The following is a 21,412-nucleotide window of genomic DNA, read 5'->3' as shown; positions in this document are numbered from 1 at the left end:
AGGTTGGGTTTGTTGACGCGGTGATTCGGCGAAGAGGAGTGGGCTTGAGCGCGGTGCTGATCTCGGTTGCGGAACTTCAGGAGCTGATGGACACGGCCGGAAGCCGGGTGCGGCTGCTGGACGTGCGGTGGCTGCTCGGGGATCCGGATGGGCCACAGCACTATTTGGACGGGCACATTCCGGGCGCGGTGTTCGTGGACCTGGAGACCGAGCTCGCCGATCCGCCCTCTGCCGCCAAGGGCCGCCACCCGCTGCCGGAATTGGCGCACCTGCAGAAGTGCGCGCGCAGCTGGGGTGTGTCCGACGGTGACACCGTGGTCGCCTACGACGCCAATGGCGGCATGGCCGCGGCGCGGGCGTGGTGGCTGCTGCGCTGGGGCGGGGTCGCCGACGTGCGCATTCTCGACGGCGGGCTGCCCGCGTGGGAAAGGGCCGGGGGCAAGATCGTTTCCGGTGAGGAGCCCGATCCGGAGCCCGGCACCGTCGTCCTCACCCCCGGCCACCTGCCCACCGTCGACGCCGATGGCGCGGGCGGCTGGCAGGGTCTGCTGCTGGATGCCCGCGCGGGCGAGCGCTACCGCGGTGAGGTGGAGCCCATCGACCCGCGCGCGGGCCACATTCCCGGCGCGGTGAGCGCGCCGACCGCCGAGAACCTCACGGACACCGGGCATTTCAAGTCGGTCGACGAATTGCGGGCGCGCTTCGCGGGATTGGGCTCCGGTCCGGTCGCGGTGTACTGCGGCTCGGGAGTGACCGCGGCCCACCAGATCGCGGCGCTGGCGACGGTGGGCATCGACGCCACCCTGTACCCCGGCTCCTGGTCGCAGTGGTCCAATGACCCGAAGCGTCCCGCCGCCACCGGCGCCGAACCCGCCTGATCGGGTTGGGTTTTCGCTGATCGGCTCGTTTCGCTGATCAGTCGGGTTTTACGGCGGTGAGAATGCCGGTCGCGTACGGGCCGACGCGAAAGGCGATCGCCGTGAAGCCGAGGTCCGCCAGGGCCGATCGGTAGCGGCGGACATCCACCGTCGACAGGCTCTCGCCGCCGTGCTCGTGTTGCCCGCCCGCGCCGTGGTCGTGACCGTCGTTCCCGGCGCGGTGCGCGGCCAGCCGCGCCATGGCCCGGATGAGGAGGCCGCGCAGGCCCGCGGTGGCCGGGTGGGTGTCGGCCAACAGTAGGCGGCCGCCCGGACGCAGGACGCGAAACATGGCCTCCAGCGCGGTTTTTCGTTCGGCCTCGGCGATGTGGTGCATGGCGAAGGTCGAGGTCACCACGTCGAACGAGGCGTCCGGGTAGGGCAGCGACTGGGCCGCGCCGAGATCGAAGGAGCAGTTCGGGGCGGCATGCGCGGCCGCGTAGTCGATCATTTCGGCGGACGGGTCGAGACCGACCGCGCGGCCGTGCGGTCCGGCGAGACGCGCCAGCTCGGTGACGAGTCTGCCGGGGCCGCAACCGATATCGAGGGCACTCTCGCCCGGTCCGAGACCGCTGGCGGCGGCGAGCTCCCGGGTGAGGCTGCCCGCGCGACCCAGGAAGTAGACGTCGGTGAGCAGCTTGTAGCGGCGCGGCCAGGTGATCAACGCGCCCACCGCCGGGGATTCGATATCGGACACTTGCCTGTTCGAGTTCATGAGATCCATCATCGAAGGGTGGGAAAGCCCAGGCCAGCAGCAGAATCCGAGCATGTGTACGATTCGGGACACTCGACGGGAATTCGTCCCGGAACCACCCCCGACGTCGCCACGGACCGCCGTGTCCGCCGCACCCGCATGGCCCTGCACCGCTCCCTCATCGAGCTGATGTCCGAACGGCCCTACGCGCGAATCACGGTGCGCGACATCATCGATCGCGCCGATGTCGGTCGCTCCACCTTCTACGCGCACTACCGTGACAAGGACGACCTGCTGCTGGTCAGCTGTATCGAACACGTGCGCATGCGGATTTCGGCGCAGCTGGCCGACTACGACGGCGAGCCGCCCCCGCTCGCGGCGATCGAGATCCTGTTCCGGCTGATCGACGCGTATCCGGAGGTCTATCGGCCGCTGGTCGGCCGCCGGGCGAACGCAACCGTGCTGCGGTCGATCCGGCGGATGTACGCCGAACTGCTCACCGAGCATCTGGGCGACCGGCTCGGCCAGGACCCCGCCGAGGCGGCCGCCGGAATCACATTCTTGTCCTGGGGCCTCTACGGATTGATGGAATCGGTCATCGATCCGGGCCAGGAGTTGACCGCCGAGCAGGCCTACCGGCACTTCGCGAGGCTATGGGCAGCTGCGAGCGACCCGGCGCAGCGCGTCCCGATCGGCGGCGGTGACCGGTAGCCCGTACCGGCTCGCGGCCGTCAGGTACTTGCCCGCGTAGAAGCAGTGCATGGCGCGGGCGGGCGGCAGCCAGTCGCCCGGTGTGCGATCGCCCTTGTCCTCGTTGGTCTTTCCGTCCACCGCCAGCAGGTTGAAGTCCACGTCATTGGCGAAACGCACCCGCACGGGCGGCGGCCAGCCGGACGCGCCCAGATCCCACGCGGCAGCCAGCGGATACACGTGATCGATCTGCACGGCCTTGGCATCGGACCGATCGAAGGCGATGCGCCGACCGGTATAGGGGTCGTTCAAGACACCCGAAACCACCACACACCCGTCACTGGGCCGCACCCGCACCGCGCCGAGCTGGCGAGCCAGCACGGTATTCCGGCTGTCGCACCCGTCGTGCCCGCCCGGTCCGTCGTGATCATCGGTCCACGCGGGCCCGAAAACACAGCCCTGACCAGTCCCGCAGCCACGGTCGTAGCCACCCGGACGCGGCCGCTTGGGCACGGTGGGCACCGCGCCCAACAGCCGTTCCAGCTGGGCGCGGGTTGGACTGCCCGGCGCGGGCGTCACCTGCCCGATGGACTCGCACCCCATGGCCGCGAGCAGGGTGATGATCACGCCGAGCAGGAGAAGGAGGGTACCGCCCTTGGGCCACACGGTATTACGTGTACCGTGCCCCTCCACCCGACACTGCCGTCACGCGAACTTCGCACCCCTGAGTTGGGGTGCGAAGTTCGGCGCGGACGTCGGGGTTATAACCAAGCGTGTGCGAGTAGGTCGTCTGCTGCGGTCTCCGAGAGTTGCGGCGGAAATCGTGTTGCGGCAACGGAATCCACGTGTGCGCCGTCATGGCCGATGAGCCATGAGCCGCCCCGCTCCTCGCATTCGGCGATCTTGGCGAAGACGGTGAGCAGGAATGTGATGGAGTCGCGCGGATCGGCGGTGCGGGCGAGGCGCTGTGACTCGCCGGGCCGGGACAGATCCAGCCACACCCCGGATTGCCCGTCAAGGCGCATCCCCACGATCTTGGTCGTGTCCACGAAGGTGAATTTCCGCCGTTCCCACGGAGTTGTGGGCGTGAAGCTCTGCTCGAGCACTTGGAGCAGAATCGTCATCTTCACGGCCTCCCTACGGTCTCGAAAGTGCCACGGCCCCGGATTGAGTCGCGGTTGATTGTCGGGTGCGCCCCGCTCGGCCGCCATCCGGGTACAACGACGTTGTGCACTGGACACAGCCAACACCGACCTATGCGGTGACCTGCGGATTTATCCAGTATGTGCCGTATCCGATCAGAAATAAAGAGGTAACTGGCGCCCGGGGACTCCCCGGGCCGTCGCCCGTGAATCCCCATGTCAAGGGGGCGGTAGCTCGGGGTTGTCGGCGGGGGCTGGTTGGATGGGCGGATGCTGCACGGACTGTGGTCGCCGGGGTCCGGGTTGGTGCTCTGGCACGACCCGGGCGACGCTGTGGCAGCCATCGACGCGCTGAGCGTGCCGGACCCGCTGGGTGCGATCGTGCAGGCCGCGAAGTGGCGGCACAAGGCGCAGGTCCTGATGAGCGGGCCGCACGGGCCGGAGAAGACGCAGGTCAGGGCCCACGCGCTGGCTCCGGAGACGGCCGCGCGAGTGCTGCTGCAAGACCTTCCGACCCCCGGTGTGGCCGGGGATCTGCGGTTTCTCGGGCATGTGGCGCGCGGTGTGGAGCGCTGGGTGCGGGCGGGGCGGATCGTGCCGGAGGTGTGGCGCGACGACGGGCAGTGGTGGGTGCGGTGGCGGCTGCTGGGCGGTCAGCGGCAGCGGGCCTGGCTGGCGGAATTGGCGGTGGCCATGCCAGCCGCCTTGCAGGTGGCCGGGCGGCCGGGGGAACTGCTCGAGAATCTGATCGCCGAATTGGCCGATCCCATCGCCCGAATGCGCCTTCCCGCGCAGCCGGACACGGAGGCCGCGCCGCATCCCCTGCTGACCGCGTTGCTGGAGGCCGCGCCGCTGGAGAGCGGATCGCATCGGGTGGCCGCGGTGCTCGACGATTGGCGCACCAGTCTCACCGCGGACGAGCCGGAATTGGTGCTGCGGCTGATCGAACCCGACGGGGAGGAGCCGAGCGAGCTGTGGCGGCTCGAGGTGTGCCTGCGCGCGGAAGGTGAAGCGCCGCAACCGGTTCTGCTGCCGGGAGATCCGGTCCTGCTGCGGATCGCCGGGGAGAAGTTGACCGCGGCCAAACAGGTGTATCCGCGCCTGCGGGACCTGCCCGGTGATGTGCGCAGCATGGATCTGTTCCTGCCCACCGAGGTGGTGATGGATCTGGTGGCGCACGGTGCGGGCGCGCTGCAAGCGGCGGGGGTGCGGCTCATGCTGCCGCGGGCCTGGCGGATCGCCGCACCGGCCATGAAGCTGAAGGTGCAGAGTCCCGCGGCGACCGAAACCGCCGTCGGGCTCAAGGGATTGGTGTCCTTCCGGTGGGAGCTGGCACTTGGCGATGTGGTGCTCACGCCCGCGGAGATGTCGCGGCTGGTGGATGCGAAATCGGATCTGGTGAAGCTGCGCGGGGAATGGGTGCAGGCCGATCACCGCATGCTGGCGGCCGCGGCCGACTACGTGTCGGGCCGCACCGATGAGACCGAGACCACGATCGGCGGCCTCTTCGCGGAGCTGTCCGCGCATCCGGTGATCGGGGTGTCGCTCGAGGAGGTCAGCGCGACCGGTTGGGCCGCAGAGCTTTTCGACGGTGAGCGGCAGGCCGAGCCGGTGCCCGATCCGGTCGGGTTGAAGGCGCAGCTGCGTCCGTATCAGCAGCGTGGACTGTCCTGGCTGGCGACCATGAGCAGGCTGGGCTGCGGCGCGATCCTGGCCGACGACATGGGTCTGGGCAAGACGGTGCAGGTGTTGGCGCTCCTGGTGCACGAGCACGAAACCGCCGATGCCGCAGGCGAATCCGTGCGTCCGACCCTATTGGTGTGCCCGATGTCGGTGGTCGGCAACTGGCAGCGTGAGGCCCAGCGCTTCGCGCCCGATCTGCGGGTGCTGGTGCATCACGGCGCCAATCGCCGTTCCGGCGCGGCCTTGGATGCGGCAGTGGCGGATTCGGATCTGGTGATCACCACCTATGCCCTGCTGGCCCGTGATGTGGAGGAGTTGAAGCGGCAGTCGTGGCAGCGGGTGTCGCTCGACGAGGCGCAGCACATCAAGAACGCGGGTACCCGGCAGGCCCGCGCGGCCCGGCTGATTCCGGCGCGACATCGCTTGGCGCTCACCGGAACCCCGGTGGAGAACCGCCTCGAGGAACTGCGCTCGATCCTGGATTTCGCCAATCCCAAGCTGCTGGGGAAGGCCTCGGAGTTCCATGCGCGGTTCGCGGTGCCGATCGAGCGGGAACACGACGAGAACGCCGTCACCCGGCTGCGTGCCATCACCTCACCGTTCGTGCTGCGCCGGGTGAAGACCGATCCGGCGGTCATCTCCGATCTGCCGGAGAAGATCGAGATGACGGTGCGGGCCAATCTCACCGTGGAGCAGGCCGCGCTGTATCAGGCAGTGCTGGACGATATGTCGGCCAAGCTGAAGGCCGCCCAGGGCATGGAGCGCAGGGGTGCGGTGCTGGCCGCGCTGACCCGGCTCAAGCAGGTGTGCAATCATCCCGCGCACTTCCTCAATGACGGCTCGGGCGTGCTGCGGCGCGGCCACCACCGCTCCGGGAAACTGGGGCTGGTGGAGGACATTCTCGAGTCGGTCATCGCCGACGGTGAGCGCGCCCTGCTCTTCACCCAGTTCGCCGAGTTCGGAAACCTGTTGGCCCCGTACCTGTCCGAGCGCTTCGGCACCGAGGTCCCGTTCCTGCACGGCGGGGTCACCAAGCAGCGCCGTGACGACATGGTCACCCGCTTCCAAGAGGATTCGGACGGGCCGCCCCTGATGCTGTTGTCGCTCAAGGCCGGTGGCACCGGTCTCAATCTGACCGCCGCCAATCATGTTGTGCACCTGGATCGCTGGTGGAATCCGGCCGTCGAGAACCAGGCCACCGACCGCGCCTTCCGCATCGGTCAGCGCCGGGACGTCCAGGTCCGCAAGCTGGTCTGCGTCGACACCATCGAGGAGCGCGTGGACGACATGCTGAAGGGTAAGAGCCAACTCGCCGATCTCACCGTCGGCGCCGGCGAGCACTGGATCACCGAGCTCGGCGACGAGGAGCTGCGCGAACTGTTCGCCCTGGGTGCGGAGGCGGTGGGCGAATGAACACCTACATCGATTTCGGCGAATTCGGTGAGCGTCGCCCGGTGCGCGGCGGGGTCCAGCCGCGCAGCCGCCGGGGCACGGCGTTCGCCAAAACCTGGTGGGGCCGGGCGTTTCTGGAGGCGGTCGAGCAGGTGGCCGATCAGGGTCGGCTCGCCCGCGGCCGCTCCTACGCACGCACCGGCCAGGTGGTGAACTACCGGCTGGAGCCGGGTCTGGTCAGCGCGGAAGTGCAGGGCAGCCAGCCGCGCCCGTTCATCTCGGTGCTCACCATGCGGCAGCTGCGTGACGACCGGCTGACCGAACTCGTGGACCTCGTCCGTTCCACCCCCGGCACGCTGGGCGAGATCGCCGCGGGCACCCTGCCCAAGACGCTCGGCCCGCTGCTACTGCCCACCACCGCGTCGGAACTCGACTTCTCCTGCAGCTGCCCCGATTCCGGCTGGCCCTGCAAGCATGTCGCCGCCGTCTGCTACGTCATCGCCGAACGCCTGGACGAGCACCCCACCGAGCTCCTCACCCTGCGCGGCGTCGATCTCGACGATCTGATCGGCAGCGTCCAGCGCCAGACTCCCGCCATGGAATCCGCGGACCCGTACGGCAACGACATCGCCCTCCCGGCCCTGCCGAAGCCCGAATTCCGACCGGCGCCCGACGATCTCGACGCCGTCCTGCTCCGCCAGGCCCTGCGCATGACCGCCGAGGACGAGCAGCAGGTCGCCGCGGGCCTGCGTCAACTGCGAGCCCTCTACCGCTCCCTCGACGCCTGACCTACGCGGTCGCGGTGCGTGCCGCCGGTCGCTGTGTCGTACGGCTCCTCCCCAGCGAGGCGAAGCTGTAGTCGGCCAGGTCGAAATGGGCTGCGCGCCACGCCGCCTCGGGGGTGCTCATGGCACGCAGGGGAACATCGCCGTTCTTGTCGAAGTAGTAGCTGTTGGCGAGGGCGCAGCTGTCCTGCCAGAACACCTGGGTGCCGCGGCGGGACAGCATCTCGTTGAAGTAGCGCTCATTCGCCTCGGGGGTGACCTCGATGCGGGTGGCGGCACGGCGGCGGGCGTGACGCAGCAGACGCAGGATGTGGGTGGTCTGCATTTCGATGAGCGTGAAGTAGGACGCGCCGTTGTAGCCGTAGGGGCCGATGATGGTGAAGAAATTGGGGAAGCCGGGGACGCTGACACCCTCGTAGGCCTGCAGTCGGTGGGTGTCCCACCAGTCCTCGAGCCGCAGGCCGCCACTGCCGTGCAGGTCGAAGGTGGGCATATTGCCCGACTCCATGACCTTGAAGCCGGTCGCCATGATCAGCACGTCGACCTGATGGTGGCGGCCGGTGGTGCGCAGTCCGCTGGCGGTGATCTCGGTAATGGGATCGGTTTCGAGCGTGACGTTCTCGCGGTTGAAGGTCTTCAGATAGTCGTTGGAGAACGAGGGCCGCTTGCAGCCGAGGGCGTACTTCGGCGTGAGCTTCTCGCGCACGACCGGGTCCTTGACCTGTTCGCGCAGATGCGCCAGGCCCGAGCGTTCGCCGAGCTTCACCACGGGCAGCACCTTGTAGTAGTGCGCCGAGAGCGGGAAGGTGATCTCCACGAACGCCTGGCTCAACCAGCGCGTGAGGAATTGCCCGCCCGGCAGTCGCATGAGGGCGCGCACGGCGGGCGGCATGGGCGCGTCGGGCCGGGGCAGGCACCAGATCGGGGTGCGTTGGAACACGGTCAGTTCCGCGACCTCCTTGGCGATCTCCGGAATGATCTGGATCGCGGAGGCTCCGGTGCCGATGATGCCGACCCGCTTGCCCCGCAGATCGACGCCGTGGTCCCAGCGCGCGGTGTGCATGGTGATGCCCCGGAACCGTTCCGCGCCAGGGATATCCGGTAGCTTCGGCCGGGTCAGTACCCCGGTCGCGCCGATGAGGTACCGGCAGGTGATCTCGTCACCGTCCGAGGTCCGTACCCGCCACAGGTGCAGGGCGTCGTCGAAGTCGGCCCGGGAAATGTTGGTGCCGAACCGGATTCGCGGTCGCAGCCCGTACTTCTTCACGCAGTGCTCGGCGTACGCCTTCAGCTCCCGGCCGGGCGCGTACACCCGTGACCAGAATCGCTGTTTCTCGAACGAGTATTGGTAGCTGAACGACGGAATATCCACGGCGATACCGGGATAGGTGTTCCAATGCCAGGTCCCACCCACCCCGTCGGCCTCGTCGATCATGACGAAGTCATCGAATCCCGCCTTGCGCAGGGCGATGGCCGTCCCGATTCCCGAGAAGCCCGCTCCCACGATCACGATCTCATGGTCCACCACGGTGCCGTTTTCGTGGTTCATCTCAGTGCTGGTCACAGCGTGTCCTCCGCGTAGATGATGCAGTCCACCCGATGCTCGACCCCGTCCACGGTGCGAATCCCGAGCGGCGCGAGGCGGGCGATGGGCCAGGAGACGAGCGTGCAGTTGTCCCGCCCGAGCGCCCGGTAGTAGCGACCGTGCACCCGCACCGCGGCCGCCCGATCCGGCGTCAGCTGTCGCCGCAGCCACGAATCGCCCACCTGCAGGCGAAGATTCGCCGCGGCCACCCGCCGGAGGACCTCCTCGGCCATCCGCCGCGGGATTCGTGCGCCGCCCTCCGGCTCCCTACCGGCCGGGCTGTCACCGACCGCGGTGGAATCCGGCCGAAAGCGCGGCGGAATGACGGGGAGGGCGGGCGCATTGGGCAACTGGCGCAGCAACATTCGCGCGCCGGGTAGCGGCGGGGTGGGCAGGATCCAGATCGGGTCGTGCTGGAAGACGGTCACCCGGCGGGCCTGGTCGACGACCGGCGGCACCACCCGGGCCAGGGCGGTGCCGCCGCCGATGACGGCGACGTGGAGGCGGTCGAGGTCGTGCTGATCGCGCCAATGGACGCAGCGCACGATGGGGCCGGTGTAGGTTTCGCGGACTCTCCGGGCGTCGCCCCGGCGCTGCGGGGAGGTCATTTCGCCACCGGCTCGTAGGTCAGCGCCTTGGACCAGGACGGGGTGCGGCGCAGGACGCGGGTGGGGAAGTGGTCGATGGCCTTGTTCAGGGCGTCGTTGATGCCCTGCACGGGTTGCCAGCGGTTGATGGTGGCCATGCCGTGCAGGCGGACCACGTGATACAGCGGCACGCGCTTGATGTCCGGGCTGCGCTCACCGGCCTTCTCATAGCGCCGCACGGCATTCCAGAGCTTCTCCTCGTCCAGCCCCATGGCCATGATGTTGGTGGACATGCGCGACAGCAGCGGCGTGTAGAGCACCGCGCCCAGCAGGAAAGTGGGCCGCAGCGCGTAACCGGCCGTCTCGATGGCGATGCGCCGCATCGGTCCGGCCCCGAGCTGTTCGAGCACCTGGAAGCCGACGGCCAGGTGCCGGGACTCGTCGCTGTTGATGTGCCGGAACACCTCGTGGCACAGCGGATCTCGGACCTCGTCGAGCAGGAACTTCACCAGCGCGCCGTCCAGCGCGCACTCAAGCGAGGGGATCACCGTGCCCAGCACGGGCAGCGTCAGCCCGTCCCCGTAGCGATCCAGCCATTGGATGACGAGCCGAATGTTCTTGTTGGGCACCGGCATCGCGTCCCCGTCGAGCATGCCCCAGCGTCGCATCAGGGCCAGTTCGGCATTGGCGTGCTTCTGCTCCTCGGCGTGGAAGTACCGGTAGATCTCCTTGAGCGGCCCGTCCGGTGCGCGCAGCGTGAGCGCGGCGAATCCGCGCGCGCCCACGTGTTCGATCCACACCAGATCGGCCATGAACCGAGCCAGCGTGGGGCGCTGCTCGTCGGTGATGAGCTCGGCTCCCGGTGCGTCCCAGTCGATATCGGCCAGCGCCCACTGTCGATCCTGGATGACGGTGAGCATGTCGGAATACGCGAACGCCATTGTTCAACTCCTTGCTGCTGAACTACCGCACCAGCCGCTCCAGCAGTCCGGCGGCGCGGGTATAGGTATCGGGTAGCAGTCGCTTGGACTGCCAGATGGCCTTGGCCTCGATCTGCGGGACCACGTAGAGCTGGCCGCGATCGACGGCGTCGAGGGTGGTGCGGGCGATCGACGCGGGCGGGCGGCCGGTCCAGCGCAGGAGGCGGTCGCTCCAGCGCTGGATGTTCTCGTCGCCGATCGTGACGCCCTCCAGAATGTTGGTGCGAACGCCCGTGGGGCACAGCACCGTCACGGTGATGTCGGTGCCGGACAGTTCCGCGGCGAGAGTCTCCGAGAGCGCCAGCACTCCGGCCTTGCTGACGTTGTAGGCGGCCATGCGTGGCGCGGAGCCGAAGGCGGCGGCCGAGGCCACATTGACGATCGAGCCGTACCCGGCCTCGCGCAGGCGGGGCGTGAAGACGTGGCAGCCGTGGATGACGCCCCACAGATTCACGTCGAGCACCTGATGCCATTCGGCGGGCGGGGTTTCGCCGATCAGGGTGCCGCCGCGACCGATGCCCGCGTTGTTGACCACCAGGTCCGGGCTCTTGCCGAACCACTCCTCGGCGGTGTGGGCGAGGGTGGTCACCTGGGCCAGGCTGCTCACATCGCAGACGGTGTCGAAGGCCTTTCCGCCTGCGGCGGCGACCAATTCGACGGTCGCCCGGGCCCGGTCCGGATCGATGTCGGAGCAGACGACCCGGCCGCCGCGCCGACCGATCTCGATGGCGAAGGCCTGGCCGATGCCGCTGCCCGCACCGGTCACCACCGCGTCCGCCTGCCGAGTGCGTCGAGATCCGCCGAAGGGATTGAGTCGCATGGGAACTCCCGGGATGTGCCGTCCGGGTGGGCAATTGGTGGCGTATGCCACCACTGGCCGCACCTGCCACCAATTAGGCTCCCGGTGCGCTACTTTGTCAACTATGGACAGGTCCGTACCCGCTTCGGCACGCGGCGGTACGTGGGGCGGGCGGACGCAGGAGGAGCGCCGCGCCGACCGACGTGCGCGGCTCATTGCCGCGGGCCTGGACATCTGGCTCGAAAACGGTTGGGCCGCCGTGACGATGCGCGGGGTGTGCACCCGCGCCGGTCTCAACGACCGCTACTTCTACGAGCATTTCGCCGACCGCGACGAGCTGCTGGGCGCGGTCTGGGACGAGGTCGGTTTCCAAGTGCTGGCCGAACTCTCGGCCGTGGTGGCGGAGAACCTTCAGCATCCGGCACTGGGCATCCTGCACCTGGCCATTGCCCGCGCCGTTGCCCTGCAATCGGAGGGCCCGGCGCGCATCCTGTTCGGCGATCACGCGGGCAGCCGGGTCCTCGAGCAGCGCCGCACCGAATTGCTCACCGAATCCACCGATCTCCTGATCACCACGGCCCGCCCGTACCTGCGCCCCGGCGTCGACGAATCCGACCTTCGCATGGGCGTCCTCATGGGCATCGGCGGCTTCATCGAACTCCTCACCGCCTGGCGCACCGGCACCATCACCGCGGACGCCGACCGCATCATCGACCACGTGAGCCGGACCGCCGACCTACTCGGCGCGCAGTACTTGGCCCTCCCGGACTGATCCCGCTACTTCAGGGCCCAGACCATGGATTCGGGTCCGGCGAGGTGTTCGGTCTGTGGGTCGCGGAAACCGGCTTCGGTGAGCCAGGTTCGCAGGTCGGCGGCGGTGTAGTCGAAGCCGCCCGGGGTTTCGATGAGCATGTTGAGGCTCATGAGCAGGCCCTGCAGGTTGGTGCGGCGATCGTCGTCGATGAGGGCCTCGTAGACGAGGAGTGCGCCGCCTTCGGGAAGGGCCGCGTAGGCCTTGGCCAGCAGCATCTTCTTGGTGGGCAGGTCCCAGTCGTGCAGGATGTGGCCCATGACGAGGACATCGGCCTCGGGCAGGTCCTCGGTGCGGAAGTCGCCGGGTTCGAAGACGACCCGATCCGCCACCGGCTCACTGTATTCGGTGAAAATGGGCGCCACCTGCGGCAGGTCGTAGCCGATACCGTGCAGGTGCGGATTGGTCTCGAGCACGGTCCGCAGCAGCGCGCCCTGCGCGGTGCCGATATCGGCCACCGTCTTCCAGCGATGCCAGGGGAACACCTCGGCGATGACGTGCGCGCTGGGCAGCGAGAGCCCGGTCATGGCGCGCTGAAAATCGTAGAGCCGCTGCGGATCTCGGTACAGGGCGGCGAAGAAGTCGCCCCCGCCCTTGGCCTCGTTCTGCGGCAGCCCGGTGCGCAGGCCCTCGGTGAGCCCGCCCCAGAACGGATACAGCCGCGTGGCCGCCATCTCCAGGAACCCGCCGATGTACTCGCTGCCGGTGCTGTCCAGATAGGTGGCGGTGTCGGCGGTATTGGCGTAGCGGTCGTCGGTGCGGCGCAGCATGTCCATGGCCACCAGGGCGTCGAAGAAGTCGCGCGCCGCGCGCGGGTGCAGTCCGAGTTCGCGCTGCAATTGCTCGGCGGTCAGCTGCCGGTGCCCGAGCACCGTGAACACCCCGAGCTCGACGGCGCTGAGCAAGGTCCGGGACTCCCAGAAACCCATTCCGATCCGCAGGATCCGCTCCATGGCGCACCACGATAGCCACAGCGACGCTCCGGCAACGGCAAATCCGCCGGGCCGGGACCGCGGAGTCCCGGCGAGCGGACATCGCGCCCGAATCCCGGCGAGCGGGAATCAGAGCTCGTCGATGCCGTACACCCGCTCGGCATTGCTGCGGAACACCTGCTCGATGGCCTTGTCGTCGGCCCCGTGCTCGGCCAGCGCGGTGGCCACCGCCTCCGCCGCGTTCGGAAGGCTCGTAATCGACTTGTCCACGGGGAAATTCGAACCCCAGATCAGCCGGTCCGACCCGAACACGTCCAGCGCGTGCGCGAGCAACGGCGAAATCCGTTCCAGCAGAGCCGGAACCGGCGTCGGCTCGCCGCGCTTGGGCACCGGATGCCCGAGGACCGGCATCATCAGCCCGCTCACCTTGGACACCACATTGGCGTGCGCGGCCAGTGCGGCCAGATCGTCACGCCAGCGCACGAACAGCTCGCGCCGCTGCCCGGGGTTCTGGCCGGTATTGCGGCCGACCGGCCCGAAAATGCCCGCGGGCGTGCCGAGATGGTTGAGCACGATGGTGGTGTCGGGGTACCGCTCGGCCAGCGCCGTCACCTGCGGCAGCTGTCCGGAATACACCCAGGCCTCGAACCCGAGTCGGCGATCGGCCAGCGCACCGAACCCGTCCAGGAACGCCTTCGAGCCGAGTTTGTCGGGGTCCTTGCAGGTCGACCGCACGCCCTCGTCCGGGTGGTTCTCCACGCGGGTGCGGATGCCACGGAACCGTGGTGAGGCGGCCCGATGCGCTTCCAGCAGTTCGGCGAACTCGGGTTTGGTGGGATCGCCCGCGCCGATGATCGCCCCGAGCGCGGGCGTGTCCACCCCGAACGGCAGGCTCGCCACCCACTGCGTCTCATTGGCCGGGGCGAGCGGGCCCTTGCCGTTCCACTCCACCTCGATGTGCACGATCGCCTCGACCGGCACCTCCCCGGCGTCCTCGCGATAGTCGCGCGGTAGGTAGGGGTGCACGAAAGGCGTTGGATCCCCGGCGAATTCGCGGTCCCGCCGGGGAGCCAGCCGTTTGGCCAGGTCCATCGGCACCGGCACGTACCGGAAGAGTTTCGCCAGCCCGCTGAACTCCCGCGGCGTGGTCAACGGATCCCACTGATGAATGTGCGCGTCCACAACGGTCATGCCCACAAGGTCCATGAGGGGTGCCTTCCGTCTGGGTCAGCCTCCTCCGGATTGTTCCACGCCCGTCGGCCCACGGTCATGAAATCGGACATGCCGTGCCAGGCACGATCGGACAGTGCCGGTTCGATCAGACAGTGCCGGTTCGATCAGACATTGCGCCGATACTGCCCGCCCACGGTGAAGAAGGTGTCGGTGATCTGCTGCAGCGTGCACACCCGCGCCGCGTCCATCAGCACCTCGAAGACATTGTCATCACCGGCAGCGGCCGCGGCCAGCCGGGCCAGCGCGGCGGGCGCCTCGTCGCGATGCCGGTCGGTGAATTCGCGAACCCGTTGCAGCTGGGACTGTTTCTCGGCCTCGGTGCCCCGCGCCAGCTCGAGCACCCGGTGCTCTTCCTCGTGCGGATTGCGGAAGGTGTTGACGCCGATAATCGGCAGGCTGCCCTCGTGCTTGCGGCGTTCGTAGAGCATGGACTCGTCCTGAATCCGCCCGCGCTGATAACCGGTCTCCATCGCGCCCAGCACGCCGCCGCGCTCGCTGATCCGCTCGAACTCGCGCAGCACCGCCTCCTCCACCAGATCGGTGAGCTCGTCGATGATGAAGCTGCCCTGCAGGGGATTCTCGTTCATCGCCAATCCCCATTCGCGATTGATGATGAGCTGAATCGCCAGGGCCCGCCGCACCGACTCCTCGGTGGGCGTGGTGACCGCCTCGTCGTAGGCATTGGTGTGCAGGCTGTTGCAGTTGTCGTAGACCGCGATGAGCGCCTGCAGCGTGGTGCGAATGTCGTTGAAGCTCATCTCCTGTGCGTGCAGGGACCGCCCGGAGGTCTGAATGTGGTACTTGAGCTTCTGCGACCGGTCGTTGGCCCCGTACTTGTCGCGCATGGCGATCGCCCAGATGCGCCGCGCCACCCGGCCGATCACCGAGTATTCGGCGTCCATGCCATTGGAGAAGAAGAACGACAGGTTGGGCGCGAAATCGTCGATGTGCATGCCGCGCGCCAGATACGCCTCCACATAGGTGAAGCCGTTGGCCAGCGTGAATGCCAGCTGGCTGATCGGGTTCGCCCCGGCCTCGGCGATGTGATAGCCGGAGATGGACACCGAGTAGAAGTTGCGAACGCTGTTGCGCACGAACCATTCCTGAATGTCGGCCATCATGCGCAGGCTGAATTCGGTGGAGAAGATGCAGGTGTTCTGGCCCTGATCCTCCTTGAGGATGTCGGCCTGCACGGTGCCGCGCACGGTGGCCAGGGTGCGGGCCCGCAGCTCGACGGCTTCCTCCGGCGTCGGCTCGCGGCCCTGCTCGGTCGAAAACTGTCCCACCGCTTGATCGATGGCCGTATTGAGGAAGTAGGCCAGGATGGTGGGCGCGGGACCGTTGATGGTCATCGACACCGAGGTGGTCGGCGAGTCCAGATCGAACCCGTCGTAGAGCGCCTTCATATCGTCGAGGGTGGCGATGGAGACCCCGGAGGTGCCGACCTTGCCGTAGATGTCCGGCCGCTCCGCCGGATCGTGACCGTAGAGCGTCACCGAGTCGAAGGCGGTCGAAAGTCGTTTGGCGTCAGCGTGTTCGGACAGCACCTTGAACCGCCGATTGGTTCGGAAGGCGTCGCCCTCACCGGCGAACATGCGCGCGGGATCCTCATTGTCCCGCTTGAACGGGAACACGCCCGCCGTGAACGGGAACCGCCCCGGCAGATTCTCCGACCGCAGGAATCGCAGCAGCTCACCGTGATCGGTGAAGCGGGGCAGCGCGACTCGTGGAATCGAACTGCCGGACAGCGTTTCCCGCCGCAAGGCGGTCCGCAACTCCCGGTCCCGGACCTTGACCACCTGCTCTTCGCCCCGATACGACTCGGCGACGGCGGGCCATTCCTCCAGCAGCGCGGTGTTTTCTGGAGTCAGGGCCTGCTTCGCGCGGGCGAGCAACGAGCTGACCGACTCGTCGTCCGGCAGTTCGGCGAGCACCTCCCGCACCCGCTGCACGCGCTGCGCGGCCTCGACCTGCCGTGCCGTCTCCGCGTGGTAATCCCGGACCGTTTCGGCGATCTCGGCCAGATACCGGACTCGTGCGGGCGGAATGATCTGCGCGAAGCGCGTCGAGGCCCGAGTCTCGACGCGGGGGAGCACGCCCTCCTGCAGCGGCAGTCCCTGTTCGCCCAGCAGCCCGGCGAGGTGCTGATAGAGCGCCGTCACCCCGTCGTCGTTGAACGTGGCCGCGCTGGTGCCGAATACCGGCATGTCCTCGGGCGAGGCGTGGAAGTCCTCGCGATTGCGCACCAATTGCCGCGACACGTCGCGCAGCGCGTCCTCGGCGCCGCGGCGCTCGAACTTGTTGATTGCCACGACATCCGCGTAGTCCAGCATGTCGATCTTCTCGAGCTGGGAGGCCGCCCCGAACTCCGGCGTCATCACATACAGCGAGACGTCCACGTGCTCGGCGATGGCCGCATCGCCCTGTCCGATGCCGGGTGTCTCCAGCACCACCAGATCGAATCCCGCTGCCTTGCAGGCGATCACCATGGTGTCGATGTCGTGCGGCAGTTCCCGCTCACCCCGGGTGGCCAGCGACCGGAAGTACACCCGCTCGCCATCGAGGGCGTTCATGCGGATCCGGTCGCCGAGCAGGGCGCCACCGCCGCGCCGCCGCGTCGGATCCACCGCCAGCACCGCGACCCGCAGTTTGTCCTGCTGATCGGTGCGCAGCCGTCGAATGAGTTCGTCTGTGAGAGAAGACTTTCCGGAGCCGCCGGTACCGGTGATGCCGAGCACGGGCACGTGTCGCGCGCCCGCCGCGGCCACCAGCGCGGCTCGATCGTCCTCGGGCAGCGTGCCCTGCTGCAGGCAGGTGAGCGTCCGCGCCAGCGCCGCCCGGTCCCCGCTGAGCACGGCCTCCACGGGCGCCGGCGTCAGCGAAAGATCCACGTCGCACGCCGAAATCAGCTGGTTGATCATCCCCGGCAGGCCGAGCCGCTGCCCGTCCTCCGGCGAGAAGATGGTCACGCCGGACTCCGCGAGCCGCGCGATCTCCTCGGGAATGATGACCCCGCCACCGCCGCCGAAGATCTTCACGTGCTCGGCCCCGGCCTCCTTCAGCGCCTTGGCCAGGTACTCGAAGTACTCGATGTGCCCGCCCTGATACGAGCTGACCGCGACGCCCTGCACGTCCTCGGTCACCGCCGCGTCCACGACCTCCCGCACGGCCCGGTTATGCCCGAGATGAATCACCTCGGCCCCCTGGGCCTGCAGGATTCTGCGCATGATGTTGATGGCCGCGTCATGGCCGTCGAACAGCGCCGCTGCGGTCACGAACCGCACTGGATTGACCGGGACATGCAAATCGGGCATGCGTTGCCTCCGCGCGGAGAGCCTGTAGTTGCTGTGAATTATCACACAGACAATACTTGGATGTCCAACTATAGGATCGCCACAGAACGCGCAATCGGCGCGCAAGCTTCGCAAGCATCGAGACAGGCTGTAAAAGTCGTGGAAGGACCAGGCATGGTTCGCGAACTCACCCACTTCGTCGGCGGGAAGCACGTCCCGGGAACTTCGGGCAACTTCGGCGATGTGTTCAACCCCAGCACCGGGCAGGTCCAGGCCAAGGTGCCGCTGGCGAGCAAGAGTGAGGTCGAGGCGGTCATCGCCAGTGCCGCCGCCGCGCAGCCCGCGTGGGCCGCGACGAACCCGCAGCGGCGGGCCCGGGTGCTGATGAAGTTCCTGACCCTGGTGCAGGACGAGATGGATTCGCTGGCGGCCCTGCTGTCCAGCGAGCACGGCAAGACCATCGCCGACGCCAAGGGCGATATCCAGCGCGGCCTCGAGGTGATCGAATTCGCCTGCGGCATCCCGCATCTGCTCAAGGGCGAGTACACCGAGAGCGCGGGCACCGGCATCGACGTCTACTCCATGCGCCAGCCGCTGGGCGTGGTCGCGGGCATCACCCCGTTCAACTTCCCGGCCATGATTCCGCTCTGGAAGGCCGGTCCGGCCCTGGCCTGCGGAAATGCCTTCGTGCTCAAGCCCTCCGAGCGTGACCCCTCGGTGCCGCTGCGGCTGGCGGAGCTGTTCCTCGAGGCCGGACTGCCCGCGGGCATCTTCAATGTCGTCAATGGCGACAAGGAGGCCGTGGACACGCTGCTGCGCGATGACCGCATCAAGGCCGTCGGTTTCGTGGGCTCGACCCCGATCGCGCAGTACATCTACGAGACCGCGTCCGCGAACGGCAAGCGCGCCCAGTGCTTCGGCGGTGCCAAGAACCACGCCATCGTCATGCCCGACGCCGACCTCGACGATGTGGCCGACCAGCTGATCGGCGCGGGGTACGGCTCGGCCGGTGAGCGCTGCATGGCCATCTCGGTGGCGGTGCCGGTGGGCGAGGAGACCGCGGATCGCTTGCGCGCCAAGCTCGTCGAGCGCATCAACAAGCTCAATGTCGGCGTCTCCGACGACCCGGGCGCGGACTTCGGCCCGCTGGTCGGCCGCGACGGCGTGGACCGCGTGAACAACTACGTACAGATCGGCGTCGACGAGGGCGCGGAACTGGTCATCGACGGCCGCGGCCTGGTGGTCGAGGGCGGCGAGGACGGATTCTTCGCGGGCGCGACGCTGTTCGACCGCGTCACCTCGGATATGCGGATCTACAAGGAGGAGATCTTCGGCCCGGTGCTGTCCATCGTGCGCGCCAAGGACTTCGAAGAGGGCCTGCGCCTGGCCAACGAGCACGAATACGGCAATGGCGTCGCCATCTTCACCCGCGACGGCGACACCGCGCGCGACTTCGCGGCCCGCGTACAGGTCGGCATGGTCGGCATCAATGTGCCGATCCCGGTGCCGATCGCGTACCACACCTTCGGCGGCTGGAAGCGTTCCGGCTTCGGCGATCTCAATCAGCACGGCCCGGACTCGATCCGCTTCTACACCAAGACCAAGACGGTGACGCAGCGCTGGCCCGCGGGGCTCAAGGAGTCCAATGCCTTCGTCATCCCGACCATGGACTGACGTGATGTTCGTACTGGACGAGGACGAGAAGGCGATCGTCGAGACCGCCCGCTCCTTCGCCGACGAGCTGCTCGCGCCCCACGCCCTGGAATGGGATGAGCGCAAGCACTTCCCGGTGGATGTGCTGCGCAAGGCGGGCTCGCTCGGTTTGGGCGGCATCTACGTGCGTGAGGACGTGGGCGGCTCGCAGCTGCGGCGGCTGGACGCCGTGCGCATCTTCGAGCAGCTGGCCACCGGCTGCCCGGCCGTGGCCGCCTACATCTCCATTCACAATATGGCCACGTGGATGATCGACACGTATGGCACTGAGCAGCAACGCAATCGGTGGCTGCCGGGTCTGACATCGATGGACCTGCTGGCCTCCTACGCGCTGACCGAACCGGGCGTCGGGTCCGACGCGGCGGCCTTGAGCACCAAGGCCGTTCGCGACGGCGACGACTATCTGCTCAGCGGCGTCAAGCAATTCATCTCCGGCGCGGGCAGCAGCGATGTGTACGTGATCATGGCGCGCACCGGAACCGAAGGGGCGCGGGGCATCTCGGCGTTCATTGTCCCGGCCGATACGCCGGGGCTGTCCTTCGGGGCGAACGAGAAGAAGATGGGCTGGAACGCGCAGCCCACCCGCCAGGTCATTCTCGACAATGCCCGGGTGCCTGCCGCCAATCTGCTGGGTGCGGAGGGCAATGGCTTCCGCATCGCCATGAACGGCCTCAATGGCGGGCGGCTGAACATCGCCGCCTGCTCGATGGGCGGGGCGCAGGCCGCGCTCGACAAGACCGTGGAATACATGGCGCAGCGCAAGGCCTTCGGTTCGCGGCTGCTGGACAACACCGCCCTGCAGTTCGAGCTGGCCGACATGCGGACCTCCCTCGAGGCCGCCCGCACCCTGCTGTGGCGCGCCGCCGCGGCCCTGGACGCCGACGCACCCGACAAGGTGGAGCTGTGCGCCATGGCCAAGCGGTTCGCCACCGACGCCGGGTTCGAGGTGGCCAACAAGGCCCTGCAATTGCACGGTGGCTACGGTTACCTGGCCGAATACGGCATCGAGAAGATCGTTCGCGACCTGCGGGTGCATCAGATTCTCGAGGGGACGAACGAAATCATGCGGGTGGTCGTCGCCCGCTCGGTGGTAGGAGCAGCATGAGCGAACCCGAGGTGTTGATCGAGAAGCGCGACGGGCTCGGCCTGATCACGCTCAACCGGCCGCGGGCCATCAACGCGCTCAATCACCCGATGGCGCTGACCATTCTGGACGCGCTGCGGACCTGGGCGGACGACGACGAGGTGCGCGCCGTGGTGCTCACCGGCGCGGGCGAGCGCGGACTGTGCGCGGGCGGCGATATCGTCTCGATTCACAATGACGCCAAGAACGCTGTGGCCCAAGGTGATTCGCCCGTGGTGTCCGCGGACTCGCCGAGCGGGAAGTTCTGGCGCGACGAGTACATTCTCAACGCCCTGATCAAGCGGTACCCGAAGCCGTATGTCGCCATCATGGACGGCATTGTCATGGGCGGCGGCGTCGGCCTGTCCGGACACGCCTCGCACCGCATCGTGACCGAGCGGTCCATGGTCGGCATGCCCGAGACCGGCATCGGCTTCATTCCGGACGTGGGCGGCACCTGGCTGCTCGCACACGCGCCCGGTGAGATCGGCACGCATGTCGCGCTCACCACCGCGCGCATGTCCGCCGGGGACGCCATCGCGGCCGGATTCGCCGACTGCTTCGTGCCCTCCGAGCACCTTCCGGCGCTGCTGGAAGCCCTGCACGACAACGAGATCGACGTGGCCATCGCGAAATTCGCACAGCCCGCGCCGGTTTCGGAGTTCGTGGGCCAGCAGGACTGGATCGACGCCTGCTACAGCGCCGACACCGTCGAGGAGATCGTGCACCGGCTCCAGATCGACGGCCGCGCCGAGGCCGCCAAGGCCGCGCAGGACGTGCTGTCGAAATCGCCGGTGGCACTGAAGGTCACGCTGCGCTCACTGCGCGACGCGCGCCGGGCCGCCAGCCTCGAGGCCGCGCTGAACCAGGAGTACCGGGTCTCCGTCGCCTCCCTCAACACCCACGACCTGGTGGAAGGCATCCGCGCCCAGGTCATCGACAAGGACCGCAATCCGCGGTGGCAGCCCGCCACGCTGGCGGAGGTCACCGCCGCCGATGTGGACGCCTACTTCGGCGCACTCGGCGATCGCGAACTGGGACTGTAAGGACGAA

General features: G+C 68.1%; 18 protein-coding genes. 8 read left to right on the top strand and 10 right to left on the bottom strand.

Translation table 11 applies throughout. From position 1 onward, the window contains the following. Nucleotides 1-44: 44 nt before the first annotated feature. Nucleotides 45-878: a sulfurtransferase gene (locus VMT40_RS00325; RefSeq protein ID WP_326355981.1), complete on the top strand. Its 834-nt coding sequence runs from the start codon at nucleotides 45-47 to the stop codon at nucleotides 876-878. A 37-nt stretch (nucleotides 879-915) separates the two neighbouring features. On the opposite strand, the gene VMT40_RS00320 is transcribed toward VMT40_RS00325, so the two are convergent. Next, nucleotides 916-1,632, bottom strand: a complete 717-nt coding sequence (locus tag VMT40_RS00320; RefSeq protein WP_326355980.1) for a methyltransferase domain-containing protein — start codon at nucleotides 1,630-1,632, stop codon at nucleotides 916-918. 54 nt (nucleotides 1,633-1,686) lie between these two features. Between VMT40_RS00320 and VMT40_RS00315 the strand changes: the two genes are divergently transcribed. Further along, entirely contained in the window at nucleotides 1,687-2,322 is a 636-nt protein-coding gene (locus VMT40_RS00315; RefSeq protein ID WP_326355979.1) for a TetR/AcrR family transcriptional regulator, read from the top strand. Here VMT40_RS00315 and VMT40_RS00310 read toward each other — a convergent pair. Continuing rightward, nucleotides 2,263-2,904, bottom strand: coding sequence for an HNH endonuclease family protein (locus VMT40_RS00310; protein ID WP_326357146.1), 642 nt, complete (start codon nucleotides 2,902-2,904; stop codon nucleotides 2,263-2,265). The genes VMT40_RS00315 and VMT40_RS00310 overlap by 60 nt on opposite strands. Before the next feature lie 158 nt (nucleotides 2,905-3,062). Beyond that, entirely contained in the window at nucleotides 3,063-3,425 is a 363-nt protein-coding gene (locus tag VMT40_RS00305; RefSeq protein ID WP_326355978.1) for a hypothetical protein, read from the bottom strand. A 288-nt stretch (nucleotides 3,426-3,713) separates the two neighbouring features. Between VMT40_RS00305 and VMT40_RS00300 the strand changes: the two genes are divergently transcribed. Next, nucleotides 3,714-6,539, top strand: coding sequence for a DEAD/DEAH box helicase (locus VMT40_RS00300; RefSeq protein WP_326355977.1), 2,826 nt, complete (start codon nucleotides 3,714-3,716; stop codon nucleotides 6,537-6,539). Next, nucleotides 6,536-7,306 carry an SWIM zinc finger family protein gene (locus VMT40_RS00295; RefSeq protein WP_326355976.1) on the top strand — a complete coding sequence of 257 codons (771 nt, stop codon included), beginning with the start codon at nucleotides 6,536-6,538 and terminating at the stop codon, nucleotides 7,304-7,306. Before VMT40_RS00300 ends, VMT40_RS00295 begins: the two co-directional genes overlap by 4 nt. Nucleotide 7,307: 1 nt before the next feature. On the opposite strand, the gene VMT40_RS00290 is transcribed toward VMT40_RS00295, so the two are convergent. From VMT40_RS00290 to VMT40_RS00275, 4 genes are read right to left on the bottom strand one after another with little or no spacing between them, the layout of a single operon-like run. Next, nucleotides 7,308-8,852, bottom strand: coding sequence for a flavin-containing monooxygenase (locus VMT40_RS00290; RefSeq protein WP_326357145.1), 1,545 nt, complete (start codon nucleotides 8,850-8,852; stop codon nucleotides 7,308-7,310). A gap of 11 nt (nucleotides 8,853-8,863) precedes the next feature. Beyond that, a complete protein-coding gene (locus VMT40_RS00285) occupies nucleotides 8,864-9,496 on the bottom strand; it encodes a hypothetical protein (RefSeq protein WP_326355975.1) in 633 nt (210 codons plus the stop codon). Further along, nucleotides 9,493-10,416 (bottom strand): ferritin-like domain-containing protein, encoded by a 924-nt coding sequence (locus tag VMT40_RS00280; protein WP_326355974.1) that lies wholly within the window; start codon nucleotides 10,414-10,416, stop codon nucleotides 9,493-9,495. Before VMT40_RS00280 ends, VMT40_RS00285 begins: the two co-directional genes overlap by 4 nt. A gap of 22 nt (nucleotides 10,417-10,438) precedes the next feature. After that, entirely contained in the window at nucleotides 10,439-11,275 is an 837-nt protein-coding gene (locus VMT40_RS00275) for an SDR family NAD(P)-dependent oxidoreductase (RefSeq protein WP_326355973.1), read from the bottom strand. A gap of 103 nt (nucleotides 11,276-11,378) precedes the next feature. Between VMT40_RS00275 and VMT40_RS00270 the strand changes: the two genes are divergently transcribed. Beyond that, nucleotides 11,379-12,026, top strand: a complete 648-nt coding sequence (locus tag VMT40_RS00270) for a TetR/AcrR family transcriptional regulator (protein WP_326355972.1) — start codon at nucleotides 11,379-11,381, stop codon at nucleotides 12,024-12,026. A gap of 5 nt (nucleotides 12,027-12,031) precedes the next feature. On the opposite strand, the gene VMT40_RS00265 is transcribed toward VMT40_RS00270, so the two are convergent. The 3 genes from VMT40_RS00265 to icmF form a co-directional block, all read right to left on the bottom strand. Next, nucleotides 12,032-13,018, bottom strand: coding sequence for a methyltransferase (locus tag VMT40_RS00265; protein ID WP_326355971.1), 987 nt, complete (start codon nucleotides 13,016-13,018; stop codon nucleotides 12,032-12,034). A gap of 108 nt (nucleotides 13,019-13,126) precedes the next feature. Beyond that, nucleotides 13,127-14,188: an amidohydrolase family protein gene (locus tag VMT40_RS00260; RefSeq protein ID WP_326355970.1), complete on the bottom strand. Its 1,062-nt coding sequence runs from the start codon at nucleotides 14,186-14,188 to the stop codon at nucleotides 13,127-13,129. Between the two features lie 146 nt (nucleotides 14,189-14,334). Continuing rightward, nucleotides 14,335-17,544: a fused isobutyryl-CoA mutase/GTPase IcmF gene (gene icmF / locus VMT40_RS00255; RefSeq protein ID WP_326355969.1), complete on the bottom strand. Its 3,210-nt coding sequence runs from the start codon at nucleotides 17,542-17,544 to the stop codon at nucleotides 14,335-14,337. A 153-nt stretch (nucleotides 17,545-17,697) separates the two neighbouring features. Here icmF and VMT40_RS00250 point away from each other — a divergent pair, with 153 nt between their 5' ends. Genes VMT40_RS00250 through VMT40_RS00240 form a run of 3 tightly spaced genes read left to right on the top strand, consistent with a single transcriptional unit; the run spans nucleotide 17,698 to nucleotide 21,405 of the window. After that, on the top strand, nucleotides 17,698-19,197 hold the full coding sequence (locus VMT40_RS00250; protein ID WP_326355968.1) for a CoA-acylating methylmalonate-semialdehyde dehydrogenase: 1,500 nt from the start codon (nucleotides 17,698-17,700) through the stop codon (nucleotides 19,195-19,197). A gap of 4 nt (nucleotides 19,198-19,201) precedes the next feature. Further along, the gene (locus VMT40_RS00245; RefSeq protein WP_326357144.1) at nucleotides 19,202-20,341 is read left to right on the top strand and encodes an acyl-CoA dehydrogenase family protein; all 1,140 of its coding nucleotides are present in this window, start codon (nucleotides 19,202-19,204) and stop codon (nucleotides 20,339-20,341) included. Beyond that, nucleotides 20,338-21,405: an enoyl-CoA hydratase/isomerase family protein gene (locus VMT40_RS00240; protein ID WP_326355967.1), complete on the top strand. Its 1,068-nt coding sequence runs from the start codon at nucleotides 20,338-20,340 to the stop codon at nucleotides 21,403-21,405. Before VMT40_RS00245 ends, VMT40_RS00240 begins: the two co-directional genes overlap by 4 nt. Nucleotides 21,406-21,412: the final 7 nt, after the last annotated feature.

Origin of the sequence: Nocardia sp. CDC160 (assembly GCF_035818795.1) — a bacterium.
Lineage (GTDB): Bacteria > Actinomycetota > Actinomycetes > Mycobacteriales > Mycobacteriaceae > Nocardia.
Note: the sequence above shows the minus strand (reverse complement) of the source record. Positions and strands in the feature narration are given on the sequence as shown.